We start from the raw sequence: 19,492 nt of genomic DNA, 5'->3' as shown, positions 1-19,492 counted from the left end.
GCAGTGTCTGTTCCAACACAGTAAAAACCTTAAGTGACTGAATAATATTCGGAATACTTCCTCGTAAAAATTGGTTCCGCCAGTGTGGCGGGAATTATAGTAATAAATTTGCAACACATGCGTTGCCTCCCGCCCTGACAGGGACAATTAACTTGATATGACACCTATGGTGTGGTGTATAAGAATATAGTTTCGTTATCGAAATGCATGAGCATTCTTCATGGAATAATTCGTGTATAAACGAATGCTATGAGCAGGTTATTACATGTATTTTTCTATCTGTATCAATACCCATGAGAGTTCCCTGGCACGGATGAATTGGGGAACGTGTTATGACAATTGGTGGTTCAGTTGATTGAAATCACGAACGAAATCTTACAGTAGTCAATTCTGTCACAACGTTTTGCAGCGTTAATTTATAAGTGTCTGACCGAAAATGAGTTGAGTGATTTCAGTGGATTATGATTCATGGGTTTGCGATAACCTGATGAGATCAAGATGGCCTGGACTGAAATCACCCGCGCGCAGTATCGCCGGGACGACCTGGAGTATGCAAGCGACCTTCGCGATGCGGAGTGGGCGCTGATTGCGCCTTTGATGCCCGAGAAGAAACGACTGGGGAGACCACGACGTACGGATTTATGCCGGCGAGAAGTTGCGTGGTGCGCTGGCTGAACTCGGCCGATGGACGATCGAGATCGTCAAGCGTAGCGATCGGGCCGAAGGCTTCGTCGTCCTGCCCAAACGCTGGATCGTGGAGCGCAGCTTTGCATGGCTCGGACGCTGCCGTCGCCTCACGAAGGATGTCGAGGCAACAATCTCTTCATCCCACGCGTGGTTGATGATTGCCCATATCCGCAGAGTTCTGCGAAAAATCAATCAAACCGCTTTCTGATTCAGGCTCTAACAGTAAAATATTTTTATTATGAAGTAATGAGGCGTTCTTAAATATATAATGTTTTGTGAGGCAAGAAATGCGAATCCAGATTCCCCCTTTCCGCAAGAATGATCCTCGCCTTCTTTTGCTGCTGTGGTCCACTACGGCTCTGTTCGTAACTGAAACATGCGCCCATGCGGCCGTGCCAGTAGAAAAAAGCCCCGTAGCCAGCCAGAAAAAGCAGGGCAGCCCACACGATGTAAAGCACCCGGCACCTGTGGGGCAGAAAGATACGCCCCTTATGGCCACGCAGAAAGAAACCATCAATGTAAAGATGGATCGTGATGCGCGTAACGGGGGGGGGGGAATGATGCGTCTGGAAACCGCCTCCCATGCCGTACAGAGTGTTGGCAAAGAATATATCGCAGCCCAGAGTCCGCAGAGCTCGGTGGTCGATCTTGTCAGAAACCTGCCCAGCATGAATGTCGCGACGGAAAACACATCGGGTGTGACCGGTTCAGCGACCGGTTCGGCTGAAATCCGTGGTCTGACCGATAGTGACATGACCATCATGGTCAATGGTGGGCCTGTTGCCGGCTTTGGCTACGTAAACGAAGCCATTGATTCCGAGGATATGGAGGCCGTCAATGTAACGCCAGGCAGTTCCAGCATTGATCTTCCCGTAACATCATCTGCTGCGGGTGTCATGAATGTGGTAACGCATACGCCATCGCACAAATTCGGTGGCATGGTGGATTTCTCTTACGGCAGCAACAATCTCTCCCGTGAGTTCATCCGCCTTGAATCGGGTGACATACTGAATAGTGGTGTAAGGTCCTATATTTCCTTTTCCAATACACATGCGCGTTCATGGATGGGAGCAGGTATCAACGAACGGAAGAATGTTGATATCGGGATCCAGAAGGACTTTGATAACGGATCCAACATCAAACTGTTCGCCTCCTATGATCGGACGGACGCGATGATGTCCAACTATCCGACAGCGGATGAATTCTACGAATATAAACATACCGGCAACGGATATGGCCGTTCGGCCTCGTTTGATCCGTCCAATAATGATTATTGGCGTAACAATACGACCCACTGGAATGAGTTCACCATGTCGGCGCCCATGCATTTTGTGGCAACCCGGCGTATCAGCTTTGATTTCAAGCCTTACCTGAACGCGGCCACAGGGTCGACTTCTGATGGGGCCGGGACGGCAGATTATACTGGAGAATACTTTGCAGGTAATGGCGCATCGGTCAGTGGTGGGCAGCCACTAACGTATTTTTTCAACCAGAATAATATGCTCCAGATTGGTGCAGTTGCCAGTGTTACGGCCAAACTGAGTCGCCACAATCATCTGACTTTTGGATACTGGTATGAACACAATGACCAGACATACTCCATGCCGCTGTCCGTTACGGATGGGAACGGTGCTTCACCCAGTGTAAGTGATAAATCTGCACAACTGTTCTATGCCAGCGGCCAGCCCGTCAGTTACGGGATGCTGCATTCAGGATACGAACTGAACGCCCTGTTTATTGAGGATACCGAAAAGTATTTCCGTGACCGGCTTATTGTCAGTGCGGGCCTGAAATACGCCATGATCGATTACTGGGCAAAAAACACATACTATGATGAAACCGGGAAGAGCTATTTCAACCTGGGTCGCAATTCAAATGTGCCGATGCCGCATTTTTCGGTCAGTTACAGGTTTAACCCGCATCACCAGATATACATCAATGCTGAAGGCGATTTCCGCCAGCCCGCGCCACAGAGCCTGTATGTTGCCAGTAACGTAAACCAGCTGCCCAAGAACCAGTATTCGATCAAGGAAGAACTGGGTTACCGGTATAACGACAAGCATATCATTGTTGACCTCTCCTTCTTCAATTACAACATCACGGACCGCCTGCTGAATGTGTATGAAGGGGCAGGACAGACAGCCACCATCAATGGTGGTAACCAGACATCCCGCGGCTTTGACCTGATGGTGGGGGCACGCCCCATTCACGGTTTCAGCCCTTATGCATCCATTGAATACCTGAATGCGACCATGGATTCCAATATCCCGCTGGATGGATCGTATATGCCCACCAAGGGACATAATGCGGTCATGGCACCGCATGTGCTGGCAAACTTTGGCCTGACATATACTTACAAGGGGTTCTTCTCCAATTTCGGTCTTCACTATGCCAGTTCGCAGTCCACTTCACTGGCAGGGGACGAAAGAATGCCAGGTTATGTTTCCGATACACTGGCGCTGGGCTATCATTTCCATTCGTACAGCTTCATGCAGACGCCCACGTTCCGGCTCAACTTTACCAACCTGACCGGATCTATTGTCAGGACCGGAACGACGGGTGTGACAACCAATGCAAATTCCGTTCGCCTCATGAATGGCATGATGTCAGATCCTGATTACAACTCCCCCAATACCTATATCGTTGAACCGCGTTTTTCCATGACGGGTTCGATCTCCACTTCTTTTTAAAACAACACAGGGGGGGCTATGTCAGCCCTCCTGATACCATGAAGGCCAGTGCGGTGGCATCTGGTTCGCGCGCCAGATCATGATCTGGCACGGCCGGTACTCCCTTCTGCATGCAACATAGCCTGATGGTACGGTATTCCAGCCAGACCTGACACCTCGCCGTTCAGATCGGCAGGTCGCGGTTGGCGGCAATTGTTTCCATTGCAATACAGGACGTTACCGTATCCAGATCCACCCGGCTTATGAGCGTGCGATATATCCGGTCGAACGTTTCCATGTCCTGTGTCAGGATCTTGAGCATATAATCGTAATCACCGGCAATGCGGTAAAAATCTATTACATTGGGAATGTCATTGACCGCCTTGTGAAACCGTTCCAGCCATTCATGCGAATGGCTGCGTGTGCGGATCATGACAAAAACCGTAAGCCCCAGACCCAACTTTGCCGGATCAAGCCGCAGGGTGTGCGTACCCGCAAGTCCTGCTGCTCGCAGGGCATTAAGCCGCCGCCAGCAGGCATTTTGTGACAGACCGACACGCGCGGCCAGGTCGCGCTGTGACAGGCCGGCATCCTTTTGCAGGGTGCGTAGGATGGCACGATCAAAAGAATCAGGTTTCTTGTTCATGCCAGATCATATGACAACATGATCTTTGATTTATAGTATTAAATAGGGAAAAATATTGCCCATAATCCAATTAAAATCCTTCTGTAACACGCTTTTTTGGGGATAGGCCATGCAGATGGATGAGACGTTTTTTGCGGATTTTATGGCAGGCCTACGGCTCGGTGGTCATGACAGCCTCAGCAATGGCCTGATCGGGGAGGGCGCCCCCTTGCCTGGCCCATTTGGTATAAAGCCCCTTGTTTATGCCGATTATGTTGCCTCAGGCCGGGCGTTGAAGCAGGTCGAGGATTTCGTGCTGGCGCGTGTGCTGCCCTATTATGCCAATTCCCATACCGAGGCTTCTTTCTGCGGCAGTTACATGACCCGCATACGCCAGGCCGCGCGTGCACATATTGCCCGGCTGTGCGGTGCGGGAGAGGGGTTCTCCACTGTGTTTTGCGGTGCAGGTGCAACAGCGGGGCTTAACCGACTGGTCCATCTGCTGGGGGTACCCGAAGCGACGGCAGCCAGCAGGCGGCCCGTAGTGTTCATCGGTCCGTATGAACATCATTCCAACATCCTGCCGTGGCGCGAAAGCGGGGCAGAGGTCATCACCATTGGCGAGGCTGCATGTGGTGGCCCGGACCTGGAGCAACTCGACAGGGCGCTGGCCGAAGCCGATCCCGCGCGCCTGCGACTTGGCGCCTTCTCGGCCGCATCCAACGTAACAGGCATTATTACGGATGTGGATGCGGTAACGAAAGTTCTCAAATCCCATGGCGCGCTGGCCGTGTGGGATTACGCGGGCGGCGGCCCGTATCTGCCCATCAACATGCGGGCGGGCACGTTGTACGAGAAGGACGCGGTTGTTATCTCGGCGCATAAATTCGTGGGCGGGCCGGCAGCATCAGGGATCATGATTATCCGTAATGCGGCGGTCGCACGCACGCGACCGGTCCTTACCGGGGGTGGCACGGTGCGGTTTGTCTCACCCTGGGGGCATGATTATACCGCCAGCCTTGAAAGCCGGGAAGAAGCGGGCACGCCTGATGTTATTGGCGATATTCGTGCGGCGCTGGCCTTTCTTGTCAAGGATGCCATGGGGGAGCACTGGCTTGATGCGCGCCACAACGGCCTGCGCACCCGGGCGGAGCAGGTCTGGCGGCAGAACCCGCATATCGAAATTGTGGGTAATGCACGGGCACAGCACTATCTGCCCATCTTTTCCTTCCGCGTGCATACGGACAGGGCAGGCAATGTGGTGCACCAGCAACTGTTTACCCGCATGTTATCCGATCTGTATGGAATTCAGGCCCGTGGCGGGTGTGCCTGTGCCGGCCCCTATGCCCACAGCCTGCTTGCCATCAGCAGGGCACAGTCCGATGCGCTGCGTCAGGCTGTCCTGAACGGTAATGAAATCAGAAAACCGGGCTGGACGCGCCTGAATTTCTGTGCGTTGATGAATGATGACAAGGCAGATTTTATCATCCGCTCAGTCGATGAACTTGCCCGGAATCCGACAGCCCCGATGCAGGCGTATATGTGTGATACCGGAACCGCCCGGTTCCGGGTTGAACGGCCATCTTTGGATCTGAATAGCCCCTAGATTTCTGGACGCCCAGGCTGCTAGGCTCAGGGCCCATTGATTTGATTGCGGAAATCTGCTTCAGGCTCTGTGATGAGACTGGAGATGAGCGACCTGTTCTGGCTGACGGACGAGCAAATGGAGCGGCTGTGGCCCTTTTTCCCAATCGGACTTTGACGATCATGATATGAATGCCGCTACCGTCATCCGTGAAGGCCTGTCAGTGGCGATGACGCAAGTGGCGCAGGCCATACAGAGGCAGGAATGCAAGAAGCATCGGGAATGGGAACGGCATCCCGATGCTCAGGCGTATGAGGCTTTCAGAACTGATCTTCGCCAGCTTCAAAACAGGCTTCATGACGTTTCCGACAGCCGCCTTATGGAGATGGCGCTGAAAGACCCATCCGCCGCTATACGGGAAATGAAGCGGCAAGGCGTCACCAAGGCACAAAAATTGGATTACGGAGAACGAATATCTACCAGTCCAGCCCCGCAACCGTAGCCTAAACGGTCAAGGCAACGAAAGAACGGGATTTCGGACATTGAGATATGAAAGCCATGCAAGCACAGCTTTCATATCCGTTTTCAGCGGGTCTGTTTTGCGGCTCGATCAGCCAGATCGGAAAGGTCTCAGGCTGGTAATACCGATCCAATGATTTCAGGTCGCGGTGGCCCGTGATCCGCTTGAGGTCCATCGGGTTGGGAAACAGTTTTGCGAGGCGGGATGTCGCTTCATGGCGGAGGTCATGGAATGTCAGGTCATGAACTCCGAATTTTTTTATCTGTCGTCCGAACCGAAGGGAAAATGAGTCTTCTGATCCTACGTCAAATACATGCGCCCCAGGATCTGGAACGGATGACCGCATCGCCAGCTTTTCCAGCAGGATCGATTTTGCACCGGGCATGAGGGGACGGGTTTCCGGCCCCTGTACCTTGGCGGTTCGGATGTTCTTCGTTTACAGCAGGCTGAGCAGGTTGCGCTTCATGTCAACATCATGCCAGCGCAAAGCCATGGCCTCTCCCCGACGTGTGCCCTGTTCGATTGCAAAGCGCACAATCAGGACATCATCGGGATATTCCGTCTTGGACATGGCTTCCAGGATCAGGTCATATTCTTTCCCGACTAGGCGGCGATTGCGTTTTTTATCCGCACCTTCCGGGCGTTTGACGACCGTGCCTTTTGCAAAGCCCGTCTCAATCATCCGGTCACGAAATCCACGTACGTCAGCAGGTTTCCATTTGCCTGCCATGCAGGATGCCACAGGATCGTCAAGCAGGGCAGGGATATGACCGATGCGGTCATTCTCCCTGTGGGCCATGCACTCATCCCGATAGCGTTCGATTAACTGACGGATTGGGATGCGGTCGATGGCGGAGGTATCACGAAACGGGCCCAGATCGATCTCGGCCCGTTTTTCATTGAGCCAACGTCGAGCCAAAGCGGCTGAGGCGAATGTTTTGCGGATACGTTTGCCGTCCACCATCTTCCGGGCTTGGTACTGGCTGGGGCTATGATACCAGATGCCTTTTGGCAGCGCTCTGCCCGTAGTGGGGTCGATATTCGTCTTTTGTGATTCGCTCATGAGAGTCCCTGATATCACTGAGCTATCCCTGAGTGACGGAAACCTGTTTGGCTCAGGATTGGCTCAAAGTCCAACTGATTGGAAATCAGGAAAGTGCCTGTAATCAGCCAAGATCCGCAGGGAACTGCGGTAAAGTAGCTGGCGTCCCGTACGGGATTCGAACCCGTGTTGCCGCCGTGAAAGGGCGGTGTCCTAGGCCTCTAGACGAACGGGACTAAAGGCGTGAGCGGTAAGTATCCCGACGGGCGGGGGCGGTCAAGCCCCTGTTGCAGAAATATTGAAATTATTGGGCGACCGCTACGTCACGGATGAAGAAAGTGGCGGATGTCCGCCCTTTCCAGCTTTCCGCGCGCAGCCAGCCCGCCAGGTGCAGGGGTGGCCCATCGCGGTCTTCCAGCACGGTGGCCAGCGGGCTTTCATTGGCACGGAACACCAGTGCCTTCAGCCTTGGGCCGCGACCTTCCCCCTCCAGTGTCAGGCGCAGGGTATTGCCCTCGCTGCCAATGCGCTCGGCATAGGCCACGCGCACGCGGGGCAGGGCGATCAGGGGTTCGTCATTGCCGGTGCCAAACGGGGCCAGGCGATCCATGTCGGCTGCCAGTTCCACAGTGGCGGCAGCGACATTCACCACTGCGTCAATGGTCAGGTCCACCGCATCCGGCAGGTCCGCGGCAGTGGCCAGATGGTGGTTGAGGAATTCCTGCAGCGCGGGCACGCCCGCAGCCGGCAGGCCAAAGCCCGCCGCCATGGCGTGCCCCCCGCCGGTGGACAGCAGCCCCGCCTGCCGCGCGGCAATGATGGCGCCCCCAAGGTCCTGCCCCGGGACCGAACGGGCGGAACCCTTGACGCTGCCATCTTCCATTTCCGCGCCGACCAGTACGGGACGGTTGAATTTTTCCTTGATGCGCCCGGCCACGATTCCAACCACGCCGGGGTGCCAGTCCCGTCCGCTCAGCACCAGTACGGCATTGCCCTGCGCGCGCTGGGCGGCGGCCAGTTCCATTGCACGGTCCAGAATGCCGGATTCAACACTCTGGCGGTTATGATTGACGGAATTGAGACGTTCGGCCAACACGCGGGCTTCCGCCGGGTCGGTGCACAGCAGCAGGCGCAGCCCCAGCCCGGAATCCGCAATACGTCCGCCCGCGTTGATACGCGGTCCCACCGCGAAGCCACAGGTAAAGGCGGAAAGCGGGTCGCGCGCGCCCGCGACTTCCAGCAGTGCCGCCAGCCCCACGCGCTTTCGCCTGCCCATGATTCTCAGCCCCTGTGTCACAAAGGCCCGGTTCAGCCCGCGCAGCGGCATCACGTCGCACACGGTGGCCAGTGCCACCAGGTCCATGCAGGCCCACAGATCGGGCATGGGCCGGGTGTCGAACCAGCCCGCCGCACGCAGGGCGCGGCGGGTTGCGACAATGGTCATGAACGTCACCGCCGCCGCACACAGCCCGTGCAGGCGGGACGGGCAGTCCGGCCGGTTGGGATTGACGGTTGCCACCACCTCTGGCAGCGGGCCCTGTACCTGATGATGGTCAAGAATGATGATGTCACTGCGCTGGCCGGCATGCTCCAGCACGTCCACCGCCGCCGTGCCGCAGTCCAGGCATATGATCAGGCTGGCGCCCTTGTCCTGCATGGCGGCAATGGCGGGGGTATTGGGGCCGTAGCCTTCCGTCATGCGGTCGGGAATATGGGTCAGGACCGTGCAGCCCTGCTCCTGCAGGAAGGTTGCCAGAAGGGCCGTGGAGCAGGCGCCATCCACGTCATAATCGCCAAACAGCCCCACGGTCTCGCCACTGCTGACGGCCCTGGCCAGACGGTCGGCGGCCGCATCCATGTCCACCAAGGTGGAGGGATTGGGCATGAGGTCGTTGAGGGTGGGGGTAAGATAGGTACCGACCTGTTCGGGTGCGATCCCGCGCAGGGCCAGCATGCGGCCTACGATTTCGGGCAGGTTGGCCTGCTGGGCAATGGCCATGCCCATGCGGTCGGTATGGCTGGCCTGCCCGCCCGCGCGCCAGTGCCACTGGCGGCCGGTGACACTGCATGTCACGCCCAGTACGACCGGCGCCTGTCCGTCCTCCCCGGACAGTGTGGCGCTAGGGAAGGACAGCAGGTCAGCGGACATGGAATGAATCCCTTTATATGGTCACCGGATGGGGGCTGCCTGAAAGGAGCGCCGTTCTGGTGATGCTTTTTTTCCGGACGTTCCGGGGCATGCCACCTTCTGGCAGGCGGGGCGGCAGGACCGCCCGCGGCCCGTCATTCACCCCGCGTCAATGCGGATCAGGGCCGGTTCGTCCAGCACCGCTTCCAGTTCGGCAATGTGGTGCAGGGCGTGCTGCATGGCGGCTTCGTTGGTTTTGTGCGTCAGCAGCACCAGTGGCACGGCCTGCGTTCCATCGGGCCGGATTTCGTGCGCATCGGCATGCTGGAGCATGCTGCGCAGCGAGACGCCATTGTCACGCAGCACCGCCGTGATATCGGCAATCACCCCCGGGCGGTCACACACGTTCAGCCGCAGGTAGTATTCGCCCGTGAATTCCCTGGCGGGCAGGGCGACCGCCTGCGTCAGGCTGTCGGCATCGCAGCCCCATACCGGAATGGCGGAGCCTCGGGCAATGTCGATCAGGTCGGCACAGACGGCGGTGGCCGTCGGTCCTTCACCTGCCCCCCGGCCTTCCAGCATCAGCCGGCCGACGAAGGCACCTTCCGCCACCACGGCGTTGAACACGCCATTGACCTGTGCCAGCGAGGCATCCTGTGGCACCAGGCAGGGGTGCACGCGGGCCTCGATCCCGTTTTCATGCTGGCGGGCAATGCCCAGCAGCTTGATGCGGTAGCCCATCTTGCGCGCGAACTGCAGGTCGAGCGCACCGATCCGGCGGATGCCCTCGATATAGAGCGAGGCGAACACCACCGGCCGCCCGAAGGCCAGCCCCGCCAGGATGGCCAGCTTGTGGGCGGTGTCGACGCCGTCCACGTCGGTCGAGGGATCGGCCTCGGCATAGCCCAGCTTCTGCGCATCGGCGAGGATCTCGGCAAAGTCACGCCCGGTCTCGTGCATGACGCTGAGGATATAGTTGCAGGTGCCGTTCAGGATGCCACCGATCTTGAGAATCCGGTCAGCGGCCAGCCCCTCGCGCACGGTCTTGATGGCGGGGATGCCACCGGCCACCGCCGCTTCGAACATGAGCGGCACGCCCGCCTGTTGTGCCGTGCAGGCCAGTTCCGCGCCGTGAATGGCAATCAGCGCCTTGTTGGCGGTCACGACCGGCCTGTGGTTTTCCAGCGCGCGGCTGACGGTCAGCCGTGCCGGACCTTCCGCCCCCCCGATCAGTTCGGCCACAACGTCCACATCGGGATGGGTGGCCAGGTCCTCGGGGGTGTCGCACCACGCCACGCCGGACAGGTCGATTCCGCGGTCACGCGTGCGGTCACGCGCGCTGACGGCGGTTACAACCAGTTCGCGGCCCGCGCGGGCGCGGATCAGGCCCGCGTTCTCACGCAGCAGCCTGACAACGCCGGCGCCAACCGTGCCAAGCCCCGCAATACCGATACGCAGGGGCGGGGGGGCGGACGTGGAGGGGGAAGATGTCATTTCTTTTCCGTCAACCGATTGGGCAGTCATGAATGGGCGGGCTGTTCATCAGGCAGGGGGGCCGCCTGCTGCGTGGTGGGGGCGATACCGCCATGTTCGGCCATGAAATGGCGGATGGAGCGCGTGGCCTGACGCAGGCGCTGGGTGTTTTCCACCAGCCCGATCCGCACGAAGCCCTCGCCATGCTCGCCAAAGCCAAGGCCGGGGGCCACGGCAACCCCGGCCTTTTCCAGCAGCAGCTTGGAAAAACCGACACTGCCCAGTTCACGGAACCGCTGCGGGATCGGCGCCCACGCGAACATGGACCCGTCGGGTGATGGCACGTCCCACCCCGCCGCATGCAGGCCCTGGATCAGCACGTCGCGGCGCTTGCGGTAGATGTCGCGAATCTCGGCAACACAGTCCTGCGGACCGCTGAGTGCCGCGACGGCTGCGACCTGGATGGGGGTGAACGCGCCATAGTCCAGATAGGACTTGATGCGCGTCAGGGCCGCGATCAGCTTCGGGTTGCCCGCGGCAAATCCCATGCGCCAGCCTGCCATGGAATAGGTCTTGGACAGCGACGTGAACTCCACCGCGATGTCCTTCGCCCCCGGTACCGCCAGGATGGACGGCGGCACGTTGTCGCTAAAATAGATTTCGGCATATGCCAGGTCCGACAGGATCCAGATTTCGTGCCTGCGGGCAAAGGCCACCAGCTTGCGGTAGAAATCGATGTCCGCCAGATACGCGGTGGGGTTGGAGGGGAAGTTGACGATCAGCGCCGTGGGCTTGGGCACGGAATGGCGCACCGCGCGTTCCAGCGCCTCCAGCATCTCGTCATCGGGCGTTGCCGGAATGGAGCGCACGGACGCACCGGCGATGATGAAGCCGAACTGGTGGATGGGATAGGACGGGTTGGGCACCAGAATGGTATCACCGGGGCTGGTGATGGCGGACGCAAGGTTGGCCAGCCCTTCCTTGGAACCAAGGGTGGCGATCACTTCCGTCTCGGGGTCAAGCTTCACGTTGAAGCGGCGTTCGTAATACCCCGCCAGTGCTCGCCGCAGGCCGGGAATGCCACGGCTTACGGAATAGCGGTGCGCGCGCGGGTCGGCCACCGTTTCCACCAGCTTCTGCACGATATGCGGCGGGGTGGGGGTGTCGGGGTTGCCCATGCCCAGATCGATAATATCCTCCCCCCGCGCTCGGGCCTGGGCCTTGGCCTTGTTGACTTCGGCGAAGACATAGGGCGGCAGGCGGCGGATACGATGGAATTCTTCGGTCATGGGACGCTCTGTTGAGGGCACGCGGCGGCGTGCCGGGTTGGAGATGAATAAGGCCCGGGCTGCCTGCTGGGGCAGCCATGGCACCACTCTAGCGCACGATGGCCAGTCTTGCACCATTGCCAAAGGCATGGGCGCGCACCGTAATGCGACTGGCTGGTACCCCGCGCGCCAGCAGCAGGCGTGTCAGCGTGCGTGCGCGCAGGATGGCAAGGTTCAGCGCCGCCGTCTGCCCTTCCGCCGTGGCGGTGGCGGCATTGCCGTAGCCGTTCACGATCACGAACCTGTTGCCCCGCTGCCTGACGGTGGCGTCCACCACGTCTTCCTCACCCGGTTCGATCTGGTCCGATCCGGGCAGGAAATGGACCGGATCGCCGTCATCGGGACTGGCAAGGTGGTAGGTGGGCAGGTCCATCCCGTCGCGCTGCGCGTTGTCGGGCAGGCTGATCCCGCCCACGCCGGGCAGGGCGGGGGGGGCCGCTGCAATGGCGGGCAGGTTGGCGGGTATTGCCTCGGGGTGATCGGGCACCGTGGTGGTGACGTCCGGCATGAGCAGCTGCCCGTTGCCATCACGCGCGGGCGCGGGCTGGGTGGACATGCCGCGCGCGCCCTTCGGGGTGGCCGGTCCATGGCCGGTGGCGCCCCCGGCTGCCGCGGGCGGACTGTCGGCCGCCTGAAGCGAGGCGGACTGGCTGCCCGCCACCGGATGGCCGGGAACGGGCGGGATGTCGGCGGCCGTGGGCATGGTGCCCATGATCGCGTCCTGGCGCTGGTTGAGTTCGCGCTGGGCCTCAAGGTCGGCGGTAATGTCCTCGCGCAGGTCGGGGGAGGGCAGTTCCGGCGGCCTGGTCGGTCCCAGGCCGATCTTTGGATAGGGCTGGTGCGTGCCCGGCGGCGGGGGGCGCTGCTGGCTGATCACGCCGCCCTGATAGTGATGGTACCAGTCGGACAGGTTGTCGACCGTGTCCTGATGGTGCGCGCAGCCCCCCATGCCCGTGGCCAGCAGGGCAAGGAATGCGGCCCGTACGGGGGTGACGCACCCGGCTGGCGGAAAAAAAAATCTGCCGGGACTTGGCGATGCTGCCCGCTTTCCCAATCTCTAGCTCCCGTGGCCCGTTTCGGCCTGTACACGACACAATGCGGACAAACTAGCCTGCAATGCCGATCTTAGCGAGAGGGGTTGCGCCCCGCATCCCCTCCCGGTCGCCCTTTGCGGCCCGGGGGACTTGGCACCGGGCGCAAGGCGGCGCAGGATAGGGGCATGACCAGGACAGTCCCGGAGAATAGGGAGAACCCGATGAACGGCATGCAGCCGAAAGACCGCATCCGCATGGATGATGAAGACCCGAGAGATCCCGATATTCCCGAACCCCAGGGCCCGGAAACCGAGGAACCCGACAAGAACCGCACCCTTTCCTCGCCCATTGGCGAACTGGAAAGCCGTCTGTTCGACCAGCGCAAGGTTCTGGTGTTCGGCCCGATCAACGACAAGATCGCGCGCGATGTGACCGGCCGCCTGCTGGCGCTGGCCGGCGCGTCGGACAAGCCGATCGATGTGTACGTCAACTCCCCCGGTGGCCATGTGGAGAGTGGGGACACCATTCACGACATGATCCGCTTTGTCGATTCGGTGGCCCCCATCAACATGATCGGCACGGGATGGGTGGCTTCCGCCGGCGCCCTGATCTTTGCCGCGGGCAATAAGGAGCGGCGCTTCTGCCTGCCCAACACGCGTTTCCTGCTGCACCAGCCCATGGGCGGCGTGCGCGGACCGGCCACCGATATCGACATCGAGGCGCGCGAGATCGTCAAGATGCGGGCGCGGCTTAACCACCTGTTCGCGCGTGAAACCGGGCAACCGTACGAAAAGGTGTGCAAGGATACCGACCGCAATTACTGGATGTCCGCGCCGGAAGCGATTGAATACGGGTTGGTCACGCGCGTGATCGACAAGATCTCCGACCTGCATTGATCCAGAACAAGGCGGATCCTCCCGGCCGCCCATAATGGTGGCTGTGCGTGCTGCAGGGGGTGCCATGGCATCCCCTGCGGGTTTTCGATAACAGTTCCGCACCGGTTGGTGCTTCTATATGAATGGGAACCGCCGACAGGGATGTCAGGCCGGAGGGATCGGTACCGCCGCAGGGGGCGTATCCACCCGCCGCCGTTCCGAGCAGCGAGCCGACATGACGAAATCACTTTCCGACATCTATACCACCCTACCCGAAGCCCGTGATCCGGGCACGGCTACCGCCGATGCGGTGGCCAAGGCCGATTTCAACGCCCGCCACTGGTCCAGCCCGGTACCGGGGCCGCTAAAGCCGGGATCGGCCGAGCACAAGAAGGCGGTGGCGGATATGTTCCGCGATACCTTCAACCCGTACAAGCCGTCGGTCATCGAATGGCCGAAGCTGGACCCGGAAACGCTCAGGCGCGTGACCTCCCTGCCCATATGGGACATCGCGGTCCAGACCGAAGGCAAGGCCCGCCTGCGCATGGCCGCCTACGCCCGGCTGATCGACGACCCGGACATGAAGGATGCCCTGTCACGCAATGCGTGGGAGGAAAACCGCCACAAGGAAGTCCTGTCCAAGATGGTGGCGGCCTATGACATTCCGCTGGCGTCGGAGCCGCCCTATATCGAGCCGCGTGATGTGGAATGGGCCTACATGGTGACCGGGTTTTCGGAATGCGTGGACAGTTTCTTCGCGTTCGGCCTGTTTGCCATTGCCCAGAAATCCGCCTTCTTCCCCCCCGCGCTGATCGATACGTTCGAGCCGGTGATGCAGGAGGAATGCCGCCATATCCTGCTGTTCGCCAACTGGCTGGCCTGGCACCGCGCGACCATGCCGCTGTGGAAGCGCCCGTGGTTCGAGGCGCGCGTGATCGGCGTATGGTTCTTCCTGCTGTACGAGCGCCTGGGCATGGTCACCACCTTTGACGCCGAGGGCAACAGGCACGAGCAGGACAACAACTTCACTGTCAACGGAACCAAGGATGTGGCTGACATCGATGTGCCGCTGCGCGACATGATCGATATCTGCCTGATCGAGAACGAGCGTCGTTTCTCGGGCTATGATCCGCGCCTGCTGCGGCCGAAGCTGGCGCCCAACCTTGCGCGTTTCATCAGGCTGTTCCTCAAGCGCACGCCCAATTCGGCCAGCCTTGAAAGCCAGCCCGGAGCGGCCTGAACCCCGTGCCTCCGCGCCCCGGCCATGTTCATGACATGGCCGGGGCGGGAAAGTCCTCAGCCCAGCGTCGGGCTGGCGTTGCCCGCGCCAAAATCAAGCTGCCCCAGATAGGCAACCCGCGTTGCGGGTACGATATCACCAATCCGGCCGCCATCGATGCGGGCATAGGCATAGACCTTGCTTTCCTCCTCATCGGAGGAGCCGATGGCCAGGCCCGCGAATTCCTTGCCCGCCCCATCGCGCAGCTGCCATACGTCGCCGCGCACCACCGCATCGTATTTGTAGCGGAAGCCGGGCAGGATCCTTGTCAGCAGCAGCGGCATGATTTCGGTCACATCCAGCGCCGTGCGCACGAATTCGGTGCAGGCTTCATCGGGCACGAAATACCCCTTCGTCTTTGCCGCCATCATGATCAGGCCGGGTGTTGTCCCGATGGGGGAGACAAAGCGGCTGCGGATCACGATCTTCTGGTCATCGCGCGAGATTTCCGATGCGATCATGACCGTGCCGACCGGAGCGGCCAGCAGGTCCGGCACGACGGTCATCTGGCTGAGGGGAAGGGTGGCGAGAGTGGTCATCTTTCATTCTCCATCAGGGTACGGGCCCGTGGCGGGATGGCCCGACTGTGCGCCCCGTTACGTTTCATGACAACCACACCCTGGCCCATGTGTTTCATGCTGCATGGCACACGCGCGTAACATGCGTGGCAGAACTGTCCCGCACCCCGTGCGGGCGCGGTAATGTTGATATGTCGGGGCAGGTGTTCCCATGTAGAGATCAGATGCCATGCGACGTGAACCATGGCACGTAACGGGAGAGAAATCAGATGTCGGCTTACATCAGGAAGGGATTGGTGGCGCTGGCCGTCGGGGCCATGCTGGCGGGCAGTGCCGGGGGCGCGCAGGCGCGTGGCCAGTCATCGGGCAGCAGTGCCGCCGGCAGCTACGTGCCGGGGCAGGCGGAAGGGGAGCGCGCATCGGCCGGGGTTTCGCAGTACAGCGCGCCTGAAACGGGGGGCGGCGGCGATGTGCCGCAGTTTGGCAGCGGGGAAAACGGGGAAGCCGACCAGATGACCGGCGCGATGATGATGCCCGGCTCCGCATCCGGCAGCCGCGCGCCTGGCATGACGGATGGCAGCTATAGCAACATGAATATCGGGGGGGAGGACAGCGCCCTCCTGCCCGGCGTCAACTGAACATGCGAACGCGGGCGGCCGGGCCGTTCGGGCTGCCCGCAGCCTCCGGCCATTTGGATGACGGGTGACCGCAATGACCGTTTCTTCCTTCCGTTCGCCAGCACCGCCCGTGCGCTACAGCTGGGAAACCCGCTGGCTGCACTGGCTGACGGCCGTGCTGGTGGTGGAACAGTTCACCGTCGGGCAGGTGGCATGGCATCTGCTTGACCGCGGCCTGCCGCTGCGTGCGTTCCTTGTGGTGACCCATACCTCGCTGGGGGTGCTGCTGGCGGCCGTGTTCGTGACCCGCATCGCGTGGGGCATGACCGGGGGGCGGGCCATCCGCTTTCCCGTTGTAACGTTTCAGGAACGCATTGCACGCAGCGTGCACCGGCTGCTCTATCTGCTGCTGGGGGGGGAAATCGTGTTTGGCTACATGGCGCGCTGGTCAACCGGCCGGCCCGTGATTGCCTTTGGTATACCGATCAGTTCACCTTTTCCGGTACTGATACGCGGAACACATTCCTTTTTTTCATGGTTACATCACTGGAATGCGTGGTTACTGCTTGTTGTTGCAGCTTTTCACGCAGGCGCGGGTCTGTACCATCTATTTGTTTATCGTGACCGGGTTTTCCAGCGCATGCTGCCCTGAATAAGACGATCCTGCCGGGGTTTGGCATAAATTCCTATCGGTAGGTAATTACACATTCTACAAAAATGAAAACCCAGTATTTATATAGGAAAATAAACCTATTATATGGGTTTTAAATAGGATTATCCTATTAATTAAATGCTTGACCGCTATGCATTGGTTTTGGGAATTTGAAACATTTTTCCATATGGGGCCAAACAATATTTTTTTGTTGCATATCATGCGAATGTTTACTAATATCAGGTTAATCTCAGCAAATATAAAAATAAATAGCTGAATAACCTGTTTTGATGCCCCTGTTGTAGGCGGTTGATGCCAGATGATTTTCCGCATTCCCCCATGCGGCATCGGATGTTACCCTGAATTTTCTGATGTTCTGGTGGTATTGATCGTTCAAAAATGGAAGCCATGAGCAATCATATCTATGAACTGAAGGTATATAATCCCTTCCTGCTTGCTGGTGCGTTTATTGTCTGTCTCGCGGGCGCGTGGATTACCATGCGCCTGGTGACCCGTGTGTCGGAAACACGCGGCAGGCAGCGTATCGGCTGGTATTTCCTCGCGGCCATGGCGGGCGCCAGTTTTGTCTGGTGCACGCATTTTGCCGCCATGCTGGCCTATAACTGCAGTGCCGGGGTCCACCTTGACCCGACCGAGACGGTGCTGTCGCTGCTGGCCATGTTCGTGGCCGTTCCGTTTGCCATCATGGCGGCGGCGCGGCTGTACGGGCGTGGCGGATGCCTGCTGGGCGGCATGATCTTCGGGATCGGCGTTGCCTGCATGCATTATATCGGCATGGCGGCCTATCATGTGGATGCCCCGGTCACATGGAACCTGCCGCTGGTCGGCCTGTCGGTCGTGATCGGCATCGGCCTGTCGTCGGTGGCGTTCATGCTGGCGCTGCGGCCGGCCAGCCTGCGCCGTGAGGTCGGGATGACGCTGGCCATGGTCGGCGATAACGGTCAGTTCCAGGCCATTGGCTTCGCTGTCATCGGCGGCTCCATGCTGACGATCATCGCCGGAATCGCCTGTTATGTGATTGATGGCAGCCTGCGGCAGGATTCCTATCAGGAACTGCACCGCATGGCGATGTCGGACGCGCTGACCGGCCTGCCCAACCGCATCAGCTTCAATGAGCGGCTGGAGCAGGAAGTGGCAACGGCCGACAGGACCGGCGCACAGTTCGCGCTGATCGGCATCGACCTGAACAAGTTCAAGGAAATCAACGACACGCGCGGACATGCGGCGGGTGATATTGTCCTGACCACGCTGGCCGAACGGTTCAGTGCCCTGCTGGGCGCGGGGGAGTTCGTGGCCCGCCTGGGGGGGGATGAGTTCATCGCCATCCACCGCACGTCCGACCGGGCCGAACTGCATGGCTTTGTCGAGCGCATCCAGCATGCGCTCAACCAGCCCATTCCCATTGATGACTATCTGGTCACCAGCGGGGGCAGCATCGGGGTCGCGGTCTATCCGGTCGATGCGAAAGACAGCGAAACCCTGATCTCACGCGCGGATCTGGCCATGTACCGCGCCAAGACCGACCTGCACGAGACCATATGGTATTACGAAAGCTCGCTGGACCAGAATCTCTGCGCGCGTCGCGCTCTGGGCGATGACCTGAAGAAAGCCATGGTGGACGGGCAGCTTTCGCTGTCCTTCCAGGTGCAGACCGTGGTCGCCACCGGGGCGGTATCGGGCTACGAGGCCCTGCTGCGCTGGGATCATCCCGTCCGTGGCGCCATTCCGCCGGTCGAGATTCTGGAACTTGCCGATGAGAACGGCCTGATCATCCAGCTTGGTGAATGGGTACTCGATCAGGCGTGCCATGCCGCGGTGGAGTGGGACGAGAATGTGCGCGTTGCGGTCAACATGTCCGTAACCCAGTTCCTTCAGCCTGCTTTCGATACGATCGTGGCTGCTGTCCTGGCCCGCAGCGGGCTGTCAGCGCACCGTCTGGTCATCGAGATCAGTGAGGCCACGGTGCAGCGCGACCGCCGCCGCGCCCTTGCCATGGCGCGCAAGGTGCATGCAATGGGCGTGTGCCTGGCACTGGATGCCTTTGGCGGCCCGCATTCGGTCCTGTCGATGCTGTACGATTTCCCCTTTGACAAGATCAAGATCGACCGTTCCCTCATGCAGAAGGTGGATACCGATCCCGCCATGGCGGAACTGGTCCGTTCGGTCATGGTGGCGGGGCATGCGCTGCATATCTCGGTTCTGGCGCAGGGAATTGAGACGGCGGCCCAGCTTGCCGTGGTGTCGGCCAAGGGATGTGATGAAAGCCAGGGCTACCTGATCGGTCATCCGGGCCAGATGACGCCGACCGCCCCGGGCACCCGTCCTGACGACGCGCATGGCATGCGCCAGGCTTTTGCCGCCCGTCCGCTGCGTGCCGCGGCCTTTCCCCTTTCCTATCCTGAAATCTGAGATTTCCGGCATTTCCCATGAAACAGTACG

At 59.8% G+C, this 19,492-nt stretch carries 16 protein-coding genes, 1 tRNA gene and 1 pseudogene; 9 read left to right on the top strand and 9 right to left on the bottom strand.

Annotation, left to right across the window (positions count from 1 at the left end; genetic code table 11):
- Positions 1 to 498 precede the first annotated feature (498 nt).
- Together GWK63_RS12495 and GWK63_RS12490 are read left to right on the top strand one after the other, a co-directional pair.
- Positions 499 to 895, top strand: a pseudogene (locus tag GWK63_RS12495) (transposase).
- Between the two features lie 79 nt (positions 896 to 974).
- A complete protein-coding gene (locus GWK63_RS12490; RefSeq protein ID WP_223846530.1) occupies positions 975 to 3,377 on the top strand; it encodes a TonB-dependent receptor in 2,403 nt (800 codons plus the stop codon).
- 163 nt (positions 3,378 to 3,540) lie between these two features.
- Here the strand turns inward: GWK63_RS12490 and GWK63_RS12485 are convergent, their stop codons facing one another.
- A complete protein-coding gene (locus tag GWK63_RS12485; protein ID WP_007397799.1) occupies positions 3,541 to 4,002 on the bottom strand; it encodes an Lrp/AsnC family transcriptional regulator in 462 nt (153 codons plus the stop codon).
- Between the two features lie 115 nt (positions 4,003 to 4,117).
- On the opposite strand from GWK63_RS12485, the gene GWK63_RS12480 reads away from it, so the two are divergent.
- Positions 4,118 to 5,587 (top strand): aminotransferase class V-fold PLP-dependent enzyme, encoded by a 1,470-nt coding sequence (locus GWK63_RS12480; protein WP_007397800.1) that lies wholly within the window; start codon positions 4,118 to 4,120, stop codon positions 5,585 to 5,587.
- 166 nt (positions 5,588 to 5,753) lie between these two features.
- Positions 5,754 to 6,068 carry a hypothetical protein gene (locus GWK63_RS12475; protein ID WP_039998669.1) on the top strand — a complete coding sequence of 105 codons (315 nt, stop codon included), beginning with the start codon at positions 5,754 to 5,756 and terminating at the stop codon, positions 6,066 to 6,068.
- A 1-nt stretch (position 6,069) separates the two neighbouring features.
- Here GWK63_RS12475 and GWK63_RS17285 read toward each other — a convergent pair whose 3' ends face one another.
- The 7 genes from GWK63_RS17285 to GWK63_RS12445 all read right to left on the bottom strand — a co-directional run bounded on the left by GWK63_RS17285 (position 6,070) and on the right by GWK63_RS12445 (position 13,006).
- Positions 6,070 to 6,471 (bottom strand): tyrosine-type recombinase/integrase, encoded by a 402-nt coding sequence (locus GWK63_RS17285; protein WP_007397802.1) that lies wholly within the window; start codon positions 6,469 to 6,471, stop codon positions 6,070 to 6,072.
- A gap of 51 nt (positions 6,472 to 6,522) precedes the next feature.
- Positions 6,523 to 7,149, bottom strand: coding sequence for a site-specific integrase (locus GWK63_RS17280; RefSeq protein ID WP_007397803.1), 627 nt, complete (start codon positions 7,147 to 7,149; stop codon positions 6,523 to 6,525).
- 139 nt (positions 7,150 to 7,288) lie between these two features.
- Positions 7,289 to 7,364: transfer RNA gene (locus GWK63_RS12465), tRNA-Glu, on the bottom strand.
- Between the two features lie 68 nt (positions 7,365 to 7,432).
- Entirely contained in the window at positions 7,433 to 9,277 is a 1,845-nt protein-coding gene (recJ, locus tag GWK63_RS12460; RefSeq protein WP_039998670.1) for a single-stranded-DNA-specific exonuclease RecJ, read from the bottom strand.
- 138 nt (positions 9,278 to 9,415) lie between these two features.
- Positions 9,416 to 10,750: a homoserine dehydrogenase gene (locus GWK63_RS12455; RefSeq protein ID WP_034928479.1), complete on the bottom strand. Its 1,335-nt coding sequence runs from the start codon at positions 10,748 to 10,750 to the stop codon at positions 9,416 to 9,418.
- A 26-nt stretch (positions 10,751 to 10,776) separates the two neighbouring features.
- Complete coding sequence (locus GWK63_RS12450) at positions 10,777 to 12,018, bottom strand: LL-diaminopimelate aminotransferase (protein ID WP_007397808.1); 1,242 nt, start codon at positions 12,016 to 12,018, stop codon at positions 10,777 to 10,779.
- A gap of 88 nt (positions 12,019 to 12,106) precedes the next feature.
- Positions 12,107 to 13,006 (bottom strand): OmpA family protein, encoded by a 900-nt coding sequence (locus GWK63_RS12445; protein ID WP_007397809.1) that lies wholly within the window; start codon positions 13,004 to 13,006, stop codon positions 12,107 to 12,109.
- Between the two features lie 306 nt (positions 13,007 to 13,312).
- Here GWK63_RS12445 and GWK63_RS12440 point away from each other — a divergent pair, with 306 nt between their 5' ends.
- On the top strand, positions 13,313 to 13,987 hold the full coding sequence (locus GWK63_RS12440; protein WP_007397811.1) for an ATP-dependent Clp protease proteolytic subunit: 675 nt from the start codon (positions 13,313 to 13,315) through the stop codon (positions 13,985 to 13,987).
- A 214-nt stretch (positions 13,988 to 14,201) separates the two neighbouring features.
- Complete coding sequence (locus tag GWK63_RS12435) at positions 14,202 to 15,206, top strand: ferritin-like domain-containing protein (RefSeq protein WP_007397812.1); 1,005 nt, start codon at positions 14,202 to 14,204, stop codon at positions 15,204 to 15,206.
- Between the two features lie 56 nt (positions 15,207 to 15,262).
- Here the strand turns inward: GWK63_RS12435 and GWK63_RS12430 are convergent, their stop codons facing one another.
- Positions 15,263 to 15,784 carry a hypothetical protein gene (locus GWK63_RS12430; protein ID WP_007397813.1) on the bottom strand — a complete coding sequence of 174 codons (522 nt, stop codon included), beginning with the start codon at positions 15,782 to 15,784 and terminating at the stop codon, positions 15,263 to 15,265.
- A gap of 248 nt (positions 15,785 to 16,032) precedes the next feature.
- Here GWK63_RS12430 and GWK63_RS12425 point away from each other — a divergent pair, with 248 nt between their 5' ends.
- The 3 genes from GWK63_RS12425 to GWK63_RS12415 all read left to right on the top strand — a co-directional run bounded on the left by GWK63_RS12425 (position 16,033) and on the right by GWK63_RS12415 (position 19,462).
- Positions 16,033 to 16,401, top strand: coding sequence for a hypothetical protein (locus GWK63_RS12425; protein ID WP_034928473.1), 369 nt, complete (start codon positions 16,033 to 16,035; stop codon positions 16,399 to 16,401).
- Between the two features lie 73 nt (positions 16,402 to 16,474).
- Entirely contained in the window at positions 16,475 to 17,032 is a 558-nt protein-coding gene (locus GWK63_RS12420; RefSeq protein ID WP_034928470.1) for a cytochrome b, read from the top strand.
- Between the two features lie 408 nt (positions 17,033 to 17,440).
- Entirely contained in the window at positions 17,441 to 19,462 is a 2,022-nt protein-coding gene (locus tag GWK63_RS12415; protein ID WP_223846529.1) for a putative bifunctional diguanylate cyclase/phosphodiesterase, read from the top strand.
- The last annotated feature ends 30 nt before the right edge of the window (positions 19,463 to 19,492 follow it).

It is taken from the genome of Komagataeibacter rhaeticus (assembly GCF_011611525.1).
Classification (GTDB): Bacteria; Pseudomonadota; Alphaproteobacteria; order Acetobacterales; family Acetobacteraceae; genus Komagataeibacter; species Komagataeibacter rhaeticus.
This window is presented reverse-complemented; position numbering and strand designations above follow the sequence as displayed.